General features: G+C 41.4%; 13 protein-coding genes. 9 read left to right on the top strand and 4 right to left on the bottom strand.

What is annotated here, in order from left to right:
* The first annotated feature begins 34 nt into the window (after positions 1 to 34).
* From MUP17_03155 to MUP17_03115, 9 genes are all read left to right on the top strand, one after another.
* Positions 35 to 2,167: a BatA and WFA domain-containing protein gene (locus MUP17_03155; GenBank protein ID MCJ7457974.1), complete on the top strand. Its 2,133-nt coding sequence runs from the start codon at positions 35 to 37 to the stop codon at positions 2,165 to 2,167.
* On the top strand, positions 2,151 to 2,630 hold the full coding sequence (locus tag MUP17_03150) for a BsuPI-related putative proteinase inhibitor (protein ID MCJ7457973.1): 480 nt from the start codon (positions 2,151 to 2,153) through the stop codon (positions 2,628 to 2,630). The genes MUP17_03155 and MUP17_03150 overlap by 17 nt, the downstream gene beginning before the upstream one ends.
* Before the next feature lie 11 nt (positions 2,631 to 2,641).
* Positions 2,642 to 3,379 (top strand): class I SAM-dependent methyltransferase, encoded by a 738-nt coding sequence (locus tag MUP17_03145; GenBank protein MCJ7457972.1) that lies wholly within the window; start codon positions 2,642 to 2,644, stop codon positions 3,377 to 3,379.
* Positions 3,380 to 3,715: 336 nt separating this feature from the next.
* Positions 3,716 to 4,288 (top strand): flavodoxin family protein, encoded by a 573-nt coding sequence (locus MUP17_03140; protein MCJ7457971.1) that lies wholly within the window; start codon positions 3,716 to 3,718, stop codon positions 4,286 to 4,288.
* Between the two features lie 451 nt (positions 4,289 to 4,739).
* On the top strand, positions 4,740 to 6,185 hold the full coding sequence (locus MUP17_03135) for a tryptophanase (GenBank protein MCJ7457970.1): 1,446 nt from the start codon (positions 4,740 to 4,742) through the stop codon (positions 6,183 to 6,185).
* Between the two features lie 118 nt (positions 6,186 to 6,303).
* The gene (locus tag MUP17_03130) at positions 6,304 to 6,654 is read left to right on the top strand and encodes a DUF488 family protein (GenBank protein ID MCJ7457969.1); all 351 of its coding nucleotides are present in this window, start codon (positions 6,304 to 6,306) and stop codon (positions 6,652 to 6,654) included.
* Between the two features lie 137 nt (positions 6,655 to 6,791).
* Positions 6,792 to 7,850: an EamA family transporter gene (locus tag MUP17_03125; protein ID MCJ7457968.1), complete on the top strand. Its 1,059-nt coding sequence runs from the start codon at positions 6,792 to 6,794 to the stop codon at positions 7,848 to 7,850.
* 153 nt (positions 7,851 to 8,003) lie between these two features.
* A complete protein-coding gene (locus MUP17_03120; GenBank protein ID MCJ7457967.1) occupies positions 8,004 to 8,372 on the top strand; it encodes a hypothetical protein in 369 nt (122 codons plus the stop codon).
* Between the two features lie 90 nt (positions 8,373 to 8,462).
* Positions 8,463 to 8,987 (top strand): hypothetical protein, encoded by a 525-nt coding sequence (locus MUP17_03115; protein MCJ7457966.1) that lies wholly within the window; start codon positions 8,463 to 8,465, stop codon positions 8,985 to 8,987.
* Between the two features lie 152 nt (positions 8,988 to 9,139).
* Here MUP17_03115 and MUP17_03110 read toward each other — a convergent pair whose 3' ends face one another.
* The 4 genes from MUP17_03110 to ilvC form a co-directional block, all read right to left on the bottom strand.
* Complete coding sequence (locus MUP17_03110) at positions 9,140 to 10,216, bottom strand: hypothetical protein (protein MCJ7457965.1); 1,077 nt, start codon at positions 10,214 to 10,216, stop codon at positions 9,140 to 9,142.
* Positions 10,213 to 11,256: a hypothetical protein gene (locus MUP17_03105; GenBank protein ID MCJ7457964.1), complete on the bottom strand. Its 1,044-nt coding sequence runs from the start codon at positions 11,254 to 11,256 to the stop codon at positions 10,213 to 10,215. The genes MUP17_03110 and MUP17_03105 overlap by 4 nt, the downstream gene beginning before the upstream one ends.
* A gap of 15 nt (positions 11,257 to 11,271) precedes the next feature.
* The gene (locus tag MUP17_03100) at positions 11,272 to 11,742 is read right to left on the bottom strand and encodes a hypothetical protein (GenBank protein ID MCJ7457963.1); all 471 of its coding nucleotides are present in this window, start codon (positions 11,740 to 11,742) and stop codon (positions 11,272 to 11,274) included.
* A 71-nt stretch (positions 11,743 to 11,813) separates the two neighbouring features.
* Positions 11,814 to 12,633: ketol-acid reductoisomerase (gene ilvC, locus MUP17_03095; GenBank protein ID MCJ7457962.1), on the bottom strand; the 820-nt coding region annotated here is incomplete at its 5' end.

Raw genomic sequence — 12,633 nt, 5'->3', positions numbered from 1 at the left:
CCTGGCTCAGGAAAGGCTTAAATCGGTGGAATAGATGTTCAGTTTTCTATACCCCACACTCCTCTGGGCTCTTTTGGCTGTTGCCATCCCGATCTTAATCCATCTTTTTTCCAGGCAGAGAGTCAAGAAGATAGAATTCTCATCCTTAATATTCCTGAAATCCTTAGAGAAAACCCGTCTAAAGGCAATAAAAATCAAAAGCTTGATTCTACTTTTAATTCGTTCCTTAATAATCTTTTTTGTGGTCTTAGCTTTTGCCCGACCAAGTGCCAGAACCGGGTTTGCCTCGAAATTAGGGGCAAAAGCAAAAAGCTCCGTACTTTTTTTGATAGATAATTCCTACCGGATGGGATACGAGACAAAGAAGGGTAGCCTTCTATCCCTGGCATTGAGAAAAGGTGAAGAACTTTTAAAAACTTATAAAGAAGGAGATGAGCTTTACCTTGTAACCTATAATTCTATACCTCAGAAATTTTTATCCTATCCCACTTTTGACTCATCCCTTATCTCCAGAGCCATCCTGGAGACAGAGCTAACTTTCGAGCCAGCGAACTTAGATCAGGGTTTAAAGGCAGGGTTTGACCTTTTGGCTCGATCTAAAAATGAGAATAAAGAGATCTATCTGTTTACGGATTTAAAAGACAGAGAGCTTCCTTTTCTGCAAAGATGGGACAAGGTTTTTAAGGATAAGGGAATAAAACTTTTTATTGTCAGATTGTCAGATGAACAGAAAGAGAACTGGGGAATAAAGAAAATCGAAGTCGAGGGGGCTTTAGAAAAAGAGACCCCTTTTGAGATAAGGGGGATAGTTGCCAATTATAGCCACAAGCCTGCCCAAAATCTGCTGCTTAGCCTGTACCTAGATGGAAAGAGAGTGAGCCAGACAAATCTGGACCTCAAAGGAGAAGAGGAGAAGAAATTTGATTTCACCCAGCAGGCTATTGAAGCCGGGCTTCATTCAGGTTGCGTGGAGATTTCAGATGACAACCTTCTGGCAGATAACAAAAGATTTTTTGCCTTTAACCTTCCGGAAAAAATCGGAGTTCTTTTGGTGGGAGATAAAGGGGGAAAAGAAGATTATTTAAGATTAGCCTTAAATCCGAAAGGTGAAGGAAAAAACCAGATCGAACTCACTCAAATCGACTCGAAATTCTTTTCCAGGGTTGAGCTTTCAAATTATCAGGTGATAGTCTTATCTGGCCTTTCAGGAATAAGCTCAGAGGACTTAAAAAGGTTAGATAAATTTTTGAACTCTGGAGGAGGGGTTTTGTTCTCCTTTGGCAAAGGGGAAGAAGATGTTTATGCTGAAGTCTGCAGAAAGTATCTTAATTCTACCTTGAAAGGTAAATCAGATTTTTCGGGAAAAAGTCAGGGCTTTTTAACCTTAGAGAAGATGGACCTATTTCACCCTGTGTTTCAGCCTTATAAGGAGCTGGATAAAACAAAGTTCCCACAGCTTAAGTTTTTTTCCATTTACGAGGTAACTCCCGGAAAAAAAGCTAAGGTTCTGGCGAATTTCAGCTCCGGCTCACCGGCATTAATTGAAAGTTCTTCAGGCTCAGGCAAAATATTAGCTTTTATGAGCTCGTATGAGCCGGAGTTCTCGGATTTAGGAGAGCATACGATTTTCGTCCCGTTTGTGCGCCGCTCAGTTGAATATCTTTGCTCCAGTCTTTTCCCTTTAGAAGAATTTTTAGTAGGCGAGAAAATCAGAAGGGAGTTTGAGTCTCCAAAAATCGAAAAAGTTGAGCTGGTTGACCCGGATAATTTCAAAGTCACTTTAATCCCGGAGTTTTTCAAAGACAAACTTATCCTGAAACTTGAGGAGATGAGAAAACCGGGAATCTATAAGCTTCAATCCGGGGGTGAGGTCATTGACCAGCTTGCAGTAAATCTCGATGTCCGGGATTCAGATTTTGAGCCGTTAACAGACTCTGAATTAAAAAATGATCTGAAAGATAGCCCTAATCTACTGGTCATTGGACCGGACCAGGATTTGGAAAAGGAGATACTGAAGACCAGGTATGGGAAAGAACTGAGCAAAAATTTCTTGTGGCTGGCTTCAATTTTTCTTATCTTAGAGATGTACCTTTCGAAAAGCAGGAAAAAAGATTTAGAGCATTTTTCTAACTTTTCCAAAGGAGAAGAAATTGCTCAAACCAGTTAGAATCTGCTTTTTGCTCTTCTTGTTTTCAATCTTTGAATGCACGCCGCTTTATCACCCCCCACAGACTGAAAATCCAGAAGAAAGTCCATATAAAAAAATAAGAATCCGGGTTGTAACTCAGGATAAAGGTTATCCTCTGGGCGGGCCTGTGGATTTGAAATTAGAGATCGAGAATGTCTCCGAAGACGTGGTCAGATTGAATTTCGATTCAAACCAACTTTTCGATTTCAAAATCTACAGAAAAGGGCGGGAATTCTGGAGATGGTCTTATGACAAAGTTTTCGAGAAGACCGAACTCAATCTTTCGATCTACCCGAAAGAGGTCTGGACTTTTAAGACAGAATGGGATACTAAGGATAACCAGAGAAGATGGGTATTGGGTGGAAGATATTATATAGAAGGGATTCTAAACAGTTCTCCGCCGTTGAAATCTGAACAGGTGGAGATAGGGCTAACAGATTAGGGAGAAAAAATATGGCCTGGTATGATGAGTTTTTTAAGGAAGATTACCTGGAAATCTATCAGCCTTTTCTAACCGAGGAAAGGACAAAGGCGGATGTAGATTTCATTGCAGAGGTTTTGAATCTTCCTCCGGGAAGCAAAATCCTGGATTTAGCTTGCGGATTTGGAAGACATGCGATCCCTTTAGCTAAAAGAGGATATGATATAACCGGACTGGATTACACTGAGAAATTTATTCAGATGGCGGAGGAGAAAGCAAAAGAGGAGAATCTTCAGATTGAATTTTTAGTCGGGGATATGAGGAAAATCCCTTTTGAGAACCATTTTGCCGCAGCCATCTCCTATTTTACCAGTTTTGGATTTTTTTCAGACGAGGAGAACTTCGAAGTCCTTAAAGGCGTGTCTAATTCCTTGAAAAAAGGAGGTAAATTTCTCCTGGATATCATAAACCGGGATTTTCTGGTGAAAAATTGGCGGCTAAAAGACTGGGATAGATTAGAGGATGGGACTCTGGTTTTGGAAGAGAATAGTCTGGACTTGATGACTAACCGGCTGAAAAATTATAAGACCATCATAGATAAAAAAGGCGAGAGGACTAAATGGTTTGAGCTTCGGCTTTATACCCTTCAAGAGTTGGTTTACCTTTTGGAAAAGGTGGGCTTGAAGGTGATTCAGACTTATGGGAAAAAGGATAAATCACCCTATTCGATCGATGCTCCGAGGATGATTATCCTTTCACAAAAGATTTAAGAGTGGTATCCTCCAGCCAGGTCAGGGGACCTGGCGGCACGTAATAAGTACATAATGGTCGGGCAAGGGTGCCCGACCTACGAAAGCTTTTTTATTCCATACCTAGCGTAGGCAGGGCTCCCAGCCCTGCTTAAAAGGAGGTGAGAAAAATGCCAGCCAAGAAGAAGGCCAGTTATAAGTGCGTGAAGTGCGGATCTAAGTCCAGCAAGCCGGATAAATGCTGTGGAGCACCGATGAAGAAGATGTCGAAGTAGGATTTAGGTTATAGGTGGTAGGTATTAGGGAAAAACTTGCGTAGGGGAGGGGCTCGTCCCCTCCCGTTCCTTACTTAAAAACATGAAAGTCTTAGGGATTTCAGGTAGCCCGATTAAAAACGGGAATGTGGATTTATTGATTCAGCAGGTTTTGAAAGGGGCGGAAAGTAAAGGGGGTAAAACTGAGATTTTATATTTGGAGAGACTAAAAATTTCCCCTTGCAGGTCCTGCGGCAAAAATCCTGAGCCGAGATTTTGTTTTATTAAGGATGATATGGCTGAGGTTTACTTCAAGCTAAAAAGCTCAGATGTGTTGGTCTTAGGCTCACCAATTTACTTTGACACAGTTTCAGCGCAAATGAAGTTATTTTTAGATAGATGCAACTGCCTGACACCTCTGGTTAAGAAGAAAAACAGATATTCTTTCAAGTCGAGACTGAAAAAGAAAAGAAAAGGGGTCATTATTTTAGTCGCAGGTGAAAAACAGAAGTTCGACTGTGCCCTGATTCCTCTTTTAGGTTTTTTCAAATGGGCGAATGTAAAATATGTTGATAAGATTTTGTATGCACATAATTACTTTGAGAAGGGGAAGGTGAAAGAAGATAAAAAGATAATGCAGGAGGCTCTTGATTTGGGGAGAAAATTGTTTTCGTAGCGCGAACCTTTCAGGTTCGCTGCGGATGGAGGCGAGGCTAATCCCGCAAGTGGCGGGACGCACTACGAACTGTAGTTGCTCGATTTATCGAGCACAGGAAGGACAGAACAGTGTTCTGTCCCTACGAATAACCAATGCCCAATAAATTGGGCAACTACACTTCTTAGCTGAAGGCTGAAGTCTCAAGACCTTGACAACCTTCTGCTGCAAAAAAAGGTAGAACAGACATTCCTGTCTGTTCAGACAGGGGTCAGACATGAATGTCTGACCTACCAAAGAAAAATGGAACTCTGAAGAGTTCCGCTACAAAAAACCAGAGCCTTTTGCTCTCCTTGTAAAAATCGCAATATTATGGTTGATTTTTTAAAAGGAAAGGATAAATTACTCAAGTGAATAAATTCTCAAACTTATATCAGAATACTAAAACTTCAAACCATATAAGGAGGTTTAAATGATCGTGAAGCTTTCCAACGGGAAAGAGATTCCCGTTGAGATGCACAAGGTCAGGATTGTGCAGAAAACTTTTCTTATTCCAGTTGAACAAAGGCTTAAGGCTATTGAAGAGGGTGGGTATAATACCTTCTCCCTTCGCACCAGAGATATCTTTCTGGATATGCTTACTGACAGCGGAACCAATGCGATGAGCGATAACCAGCTGGCTGCGATGATGGTCTCAGATGATGCCTATGCCGGCTGCGAGAGTTTCTATAAGTTAGCCAGCTCCATAAAAGACGTCTTAGGATTCGACTATGTTCTGCCGGTTCATCAGGGAAGGGCAGCCGAGCATCTTTTAGCCAAGGTTTTTATAAAACCCGGTGACGTTATTCCGATGAACTACCATTTCACCACCACCAGAGCCCATTTTGAATTAGCTGGGGGAAGAGTGCTGGAGATCTACAGGGATGAGGCTTTGATTACTCAGAGCACCAACCCTTTTAAGGGAAACCTGGATTTACAGAAGTTCAGAGACGTCATAAAAAAGTATGGCAGGGATAAGATATCCTTTATCAGAATGGAGGCGACCACCAATCTACTGGGAGGACAGCCTTTTTCAATGGAGAACTTAAGAGAGGTAAAGAAGATCGCTGCAGAAAATAATATCTTCCTGGTTTTCGATGGAAGCTTGATCTCGGAGAATGCCTACTTTATAAAGAAAAGAGAAAAAGGATACGAGAACAAATCGATTCAGGAGATAATCACAGAGCTGATGAGCTATGTCGATATCTTCTACCTCTCAGGAAGAAAGAGCAGTTGCGTAAGAGGCGGGTTCATAGCCACCAACAACAAAAAATATTATGAGGAGATAAAACCCTGGCTTCCGGTTTACGAGGGGTTTTTGACCTACGGTGGGATGTCCACCAAAGAGATCGAGGCAATGGCAGTCGGATTAAGAGAGATGACTGATGTGAATGTGGCTGGAAGTGCGGCGGAATTTGTCAAGTATTTTGCAGAAAGGCTGATAGAGCATAAAATCCCGGTGGTGACGCCTCCAGGAGGTCTTGCCTGTCATCTGGATGCCAAACTGTTCTTACCTCACATCCCCTGGAATCAATATCCAGCCGGCGCTCTTTCTGCGGCAGTATATATAGCATCTGGTGTGAGAAGTATGGAAAGGGGCACTATCTCAGTTGACCGTGACCCGGATACAAAACAGGAGATACCTTCAGATTTAGAATTAGCCCGGCTGGCAGTGCCCAGAAGGGTTTACACGATGTCGCAGATCGAATACGTGGTTGACCGGTTGACCTGGCTGCACAAGAACCGGGATATAGTCAAGGGATTGAAATTCGTGGAGGAACCGCCAGTCTTGAGGTTCTTCTTCGGCAAATTAATTGCCCTGGATAACTGGGGTGCGAAATTAACTGAGGCTTTCAAAAAAGAAATCGGGCCGGAATAAAAAGAAGTTCAGGAGTTCAAGGGTTTAAAGGATCAAAGGAGCCGCGTAGGGGCGGAGTTTAACTCCGCCCTTCTCTGCTTCTCAGATTGCATAATATCCGCTAAGAAGGGGTTAAGAGATGCTAAAAGTTAAAAGAGTTTATGAGGAGCCAGCCAAAGAGGATGGGTTCAGGATATTGATTGACCGGCTCTGGCCACGTGGTCTGACAAAAGAAAGGGCAAAGGTTGATTTATGGCTCAAAGATATTGCGCCTTCTGATGCTTTGAGAAAGTGGTATGGGCACGACCCGAAGAAATGGCTTGAGTTCAAGCACAGGTATTTTTCAGAGCTAAAGGACAAAAAAGAATCTCTTGATCTGATTGAAAGCAAAGCGAAAAAAGGAACGGTTACAATTCTCTTTGGTTCAAAGGAGGAAAGATTCAATAATGCAATGGCGTTGAAAGAATATTTCCAAAAAAAGATGAAGTAGTGAACGTCAGGAGCCTCGTGCTCCTGACAGAAATTTTAGAGTCAGGAGAGCAGGTCTGGAGCTAATATTTGGTAGGTCAGACATCCCTGCCTGACTGAGCAGACAAGATTGTATGTTCCACCACGAGGCGAAATTAATTGTATAAAAGACCTTTTTTATTCATTACAATATCTGCTTCCTTATTTGGCATTAGCACGCCTCTTGCCAAACTACTTGTCAAGAATATACCCCCGGTTGCTCTGGCTGGGCTTTTCTATCTTGGTGCATTCGCTGGTCTTTCCCTGTATTCTATAGTAAGAAAGAAAAGAATGACTGGCTCCTACAATGGAGTAGCATCACTGGAGAAAAAAGATTTACCCTGGTTGGCCGGGGCAATACTCGCAGGTGGAATTATAGGACCAATAAGCATGTTGATGGGGTTAACCCTTGTTTCAGGTTTCTCTGCGTCATTACTGCTAAATCTGGAAGGACTCGCCACCGCTATAATTGCTGTATTTATTTTCAAGGAGAATGCAGGAAAGCGTTTATGGCTGGCATTGGTATGCATGACTATTGCAGGATTGTTTTTAACCTGGGACCTTGGTGGAGGCAAGTTCAGCCCGGTCGGCCCGTTATTGATTCTCTTTGCAATGGTTTGCTGGGGAATAGACAATAACTTAACCCGCAACATTTCTGATAAAGATCCTATACAGATTGCCAGAATTAAAGGTTTAGTCGCCGGGATAATATCCCTCTCACTTGCATTAATTCTTGGAATAAAGATATTATTAGACTTCAAGATTGCATTTGCTCTATTACTGGGAGCACTCAGTTATGGTATTAGTCTGGTATTTTTTATTAAAGCGCTTGAGGGTTTGGGCTCTTCAAGAACCGGGGCATTCTTTAGCTTTGCTCCCTTTATCGGGGCCATAGCTTCGCTTATCATCCTCAGGGAATGGATTGGATGGGTGATGTTTCCTGCCTCGGGATTTATGATAATAGGAGTATGGTTGATAATTAGTGAAAAACATTTACATCTTCATCTTCATAAATCAATAACCCACGCCCATTCACACAAGCATAGCGATATACATCATCTGCATAAGCATTCAGGGAGTTTTACCGAACCACATTCTCATGAACACACTCATCCAGAACTATCCCATATTCATGTTCATTGGCCAGATACTCATCATAGGCATAAACACAGCCAGTAAAGCAGGGCCTCGTGCTCCTGACAGCAATTATAAAGTCAGGAGAGCAGGTCGCCTGACCTACTTAGCTTAGCTATGGATAAAATTTTTAAATTGAACATAAAAATTACTTTATTAATTTTTGCCTTCCTCGATTTGTTTTGTGTAGGAATGGGGATGGGCGTTCCAATTTTCTGCATATTATTCGGATTTCTTATCGGATGGTATACTGCAAGAAGATTAACTTTGTATAATGAAAACCTGAAAGATATTCTTAAAAAAGTCTTTAACTACGCCATTATCACTTCCCTTTTTACTCTTGTGGTGATGGCGATTCTCTGGGGACCTGCGATTAAATTGCTTTTCACCCCTGGATATGATTTCAAAAATTTCGGAATTCCCTTAATTCTTTTTGACCCGAAAGCCAGCTTTATTGGCTGGCTGGTTTTGATGATATTTATCTCACCATTCTTGCAGTTATTAACTACGATATTTGTTTCTTATATGACTTTGGTGAAGTGGTTTAAAAATGGCAAAAACGATTAATAAGCATATAAAGATTATTCAAGTTTTCAGTATTGCCTTGGCTTTAGTGGGTAAAATTTCACTTATAGAAATAGTTGAGAGGAGTTCAAAATGGAAGATAAAGAAATACTCAAACAAATTTCGGATGAAAAGAATAATTTTGGTACATGTGCAAAGTTTGCAGGGGCAGTGACTGTGGAGATCATTAAAGAAGCCCTTGAAAAACATGGTATTTCGACTTCACCACGAGATGTATTCATAAAGGGGATTCCTATTGAGATAGACTTGCTTATTCCTAAAAGAGGGGTGTTACCAAAACATGGCATCCTTTATGAACCTCAAGATGTTTTAGTTGTGCTAGAAATAAAGAATAGGGGTTCTTTTGGGAAAGAGACCATTAATAATATCAAAGGTAACTATCATAGAATAAAGCAAATTAATAAGAAAATTACTTGTGTCTATGTGACGTTATCAGAAAGAAAAGGATTTCCAGATCGAGTTACGAGAAAAAATACGGGTTTCTATTCATACACATTATTTTGGCATTCTGGTTCTGGTAAGAATTTTAAAAATGACCCCACCGATGACTGGCAGAAGTTATTAGAAAAGCTAAATGAAATAATCCAGAGAGGTTAAGTCATTTAATCTTTGACCAGTATCTCCTCTTGTAACAGATATAAATAAAATGGTTCGGGAAATCCAATTCCCGAACCAACTGGAGTAGGTAGGTCAGACATTCCTGTCTGACAGAACAGGCAAGATGCCTGTTCCACCGCAGGCCGCAGATTTTATTTTTTGCCAGTTATCTTCAATGACCTGTCTAGCAGTTCTTTGATCTTACTCAGCTTCTCCTTCTGTCTTTCTCTCGTCTTTTTATCCAGATCATAACCTAAAGCCTCCCTGCAGGTCGAGACGCATTCTGTAAAATCGCCGGAGTTAAAATAGGAATCTGCGATCCGGTACTGGCATTCTATCAGGTTATAATAATTTTCAGCAGGATTATTATTGAGCTTCTTTTTTATCAGCCCATAATATTCTATGGCTTTATACCAGTCGTATTTCTCATAGTGAGCTGTGGCTAAAGCCCATAAGAAGATCTTTCCATCTGGATATTCCTTTTGCAGACTATCGGCTAAGGAGATAGCTGGGGAGTAGTTTTTTTCTTTAATATAGATCCAGATCAAAGCGTTCAGGGCTGCCACCCTGGAGAAAAGGCTTTCTTTGGCAGCTAACTTTAACTCCTCTACACCTTTTTTCCTTTCATCTGCAAAAAAGGGAAGCCAGGCAAAAGATTTGGTAAAATAGCTGGTCCAGTAATGATATGAGCCTAAACCCACATAGGCATCGTAAAATTTGGGATTCAGTTCAAGCGCCCTTTTGAAGGCAGACTTTGCCTTTAAGGTGTTTTTGAATGCGGGCCACCAGCCGCCTTTTCGTGCCTTATATACTCCTAAATACCCATACGAATTACCTAGGTACAGGTAATCCCAGGGGGTCTCTTTTCCGGATTTTATTTTATTTCTGGCTAGTTTGATTGCGGTCTCAAGTTCTGAATAGAACTCCTTCTCTTTGAAATCACCCTCGTAGTCCATCATCTCTGCCTGGTACAAAGCGCCCAGGAAAAAATATCCAGCCGGGTCTTCGGGCTTTTCTCTTATGATCTGCTTAAACCTGCTCTCTGCGAAAAGATAGTTCTCGTTAAGGGTGGCATTTATCCCTTCAATTATCAGGTTTAGATAAAAGGAAGAGTCCGATGACCGTTCCGAAGGGTCGCCCCGCAGGGAATCAGCCGGATCAGAAGGAGAAGCAACAGAAGTAGAAATGATAAGGCTTATGAATAAAAAAATAAAAAGGGAAAATTTCATTTAGTTTTCAGCTTTTGAGAGATCTCCTTCTGCAGTTCCTTGACCTTATCCAGAAATGGCTCTGCATAATCGTTTCCTTTGACCTCAGGCTCAAGCTGAAGAGCTTTATTTAACTCCTGCTGAGCAGATTGAATATTTCCCAGGTTAAAATTGGTATAAGCCAGCCAGTAGCGGCATTCGTATTCGCCAGCCGGATCATAATAAGGTGAGGACTTTAAAACATTCAAAAGATACAAAAAGGTATTCTGGGCATCATCCCAGTTTTTCATATCGATATAGGCATAAGCAGTCATCCAGAGACGGAAAGGATTATCCGGGTTAATCTTTTTTACCTCTTCGCTCCATTTTAAGACACCAGGATAATCTTTTTCCTCCAGGTAGATTCTCAGAAGAGAATTGGCTGCTTCGGTATTAGCGTACTTTCCTTTCTGGATGGCAATCATAGTCTCCTGAATCCCCTTTTTCCTTTCATCCCCGAAAAAAGGAAGCCACCAGAAAAGCTTGGATTTAACGCTTTTCCAGTAATGATATGCTCCTACCCCATAATAGGCATCGTAAAGCTGCGGGTCAAGTTCCAGAGCCTCTTTCAGATGGGAATAAGCTTTTCCGCCGTCCATAAATGCGCCCCACCAGTTTCCCCTGAAAGAGCGGTAGATTCCTCTGTAGCCTAAAGCCCCTCCCAGGTAGAAGTGTTCTGAGGCCGAGTTCGGGTTTTCATCCACCTTCGCATTACCTTTTTTAATAGCCAGGTTGATATATTTCTCAAACTCCGCATTATATGTTTCATTTCTGTAATCATCGATCAGCCCCTGCAGGGAAGCTCCTACAAAAAAATACCCTGCGGGTTCGTCCGGATATAACTCAATTACCTTTTTGAATTCTGCGATCCCCTGATCGAACTTATCCCAACGGATGAGATCCACTCCCCGTGAGATTATGGAATCCAAATCCGGCTTGCTTTCTTCGGCAACGACAGGTTCAAGGTAAAATAAGGAAACAACAATAAAACAGAGTAAAAAGCTGGACATTATTTTAAGCATATCCTCTCCATAATTTCAAAAATCAGCCTGTCCTGTGAGCAGGTCATTTGTAAGTTTGTCGATCCGGGAATTTTTGGATTGGTTATGAATATCTTTCAAAAAATGGTAATAGTCCTCCATAAAGGAGAAGACCCTGAGCTCCTTTTTCTCTGAACTTATGCGGGTGATTTTTAAGAGATCGAAAATCCCATATTCCTGGGTGGTGATGTTCTGGATGCTTTTCCAGGATAAGCTTTTCAGCTTAGATCTGAAGAGTGTATTCAGGCTAAGTTCTTCGCGATCTAAGATTAAGAGATGTCGCTTGTAGTCCAAATAAGTTAAAAGGGTGATCAAGAGGAAGACCACAAAGGAAACAAGGCTTAAGCTGAAAGGGGATTTGAAGCTGAAGATCGAAAGCAGAAGGAAAAACAAGCCGGCAAGGTAAAACACCATCCTCAGCTCGGTTCCGTAATACCGATAGACAATTGTGTCCTCAGTTATTTCCATCTTGAAAACTTAAATCATTTTAGCTAAAAAGCAAGGTTTTTGTTTTGGTAGGGGCAATTCATGAATTGCCCCTACTCCAAGAATTTATTTAATTTCTCCCAGGTCTTCTGCAGCAGATGGTTTTTCCAGGATTTTTTCATCTGTTTATAATTCTTCATTCCGCTTTCATATTCCTTCATCCATTTTCTGGCAAAATTCCCGTTTTTAATCTCAGATAGAATATTCTTCATCTGGTTTTTATTTACCACCTTCTTACCTGAAACATAGGAGCCATATTCTGCGGTCTGGCTGATTCTATCAAACATCCCGGCTATTCCATATTTCTTGATAAGCTCCACGATCAAGTCCAACTGATACACGCACTCTAAATAGGCATTTTCAGGGGATAGACCAGACTCAACCAGGGTTTCAAAGCCGGATTTCAAAAGCTCAGAAAGTCCCCCGCACAGAACCGCCTGCTCCCCATACAGGTCCCCGATGGCTTCGTCCTTGAAAGTAGTCAAAATTGCCCCAGCTTTAGTCGAGCCGATCCCCTTAGCATAGGCAAGGGCTTTATCCAGAGCCTTTCCGGAATAATCCTGTTCTACCGCGATAAAAGATGTGACCCCTTTTCCTTCTAAGAAAAATTTTCGAACTAAAACTCCCGGACCATGCGGAGCTACGAGTATTACATCTACATATTCAGAGGGTTTTATCAGCTCGAAATAGATACTGTAGGCGTGGGCAAAGATCAAGGTTTTCCTTGAGGAAAGGTTTTTCTTGATGCTTTGCTCATAAAGCTCTTTATGCTTATGATCAGGAGCTAAGACTGAAATTATTTCTCCTTTTTTGACTGCATCTTCAGGAGAAAATACTTTGAAACCATCTTTAACTGCGATTTTTCTATCCTTG

This window comes from Candidatus Zixiibacteriota bacterium, from assembly GCA_022865345.1.
Classification (GTDB): domain Bacteria; phylum Zixibacteria; class MSB-5A5; order MSB-5A5; family RBG-16-43-9; genus RBG-16-43-9.
Note: the sequence above shows the minus strand (reverse complement) of the source record. Positions and strands in the feature narration are given on the sequence as shown.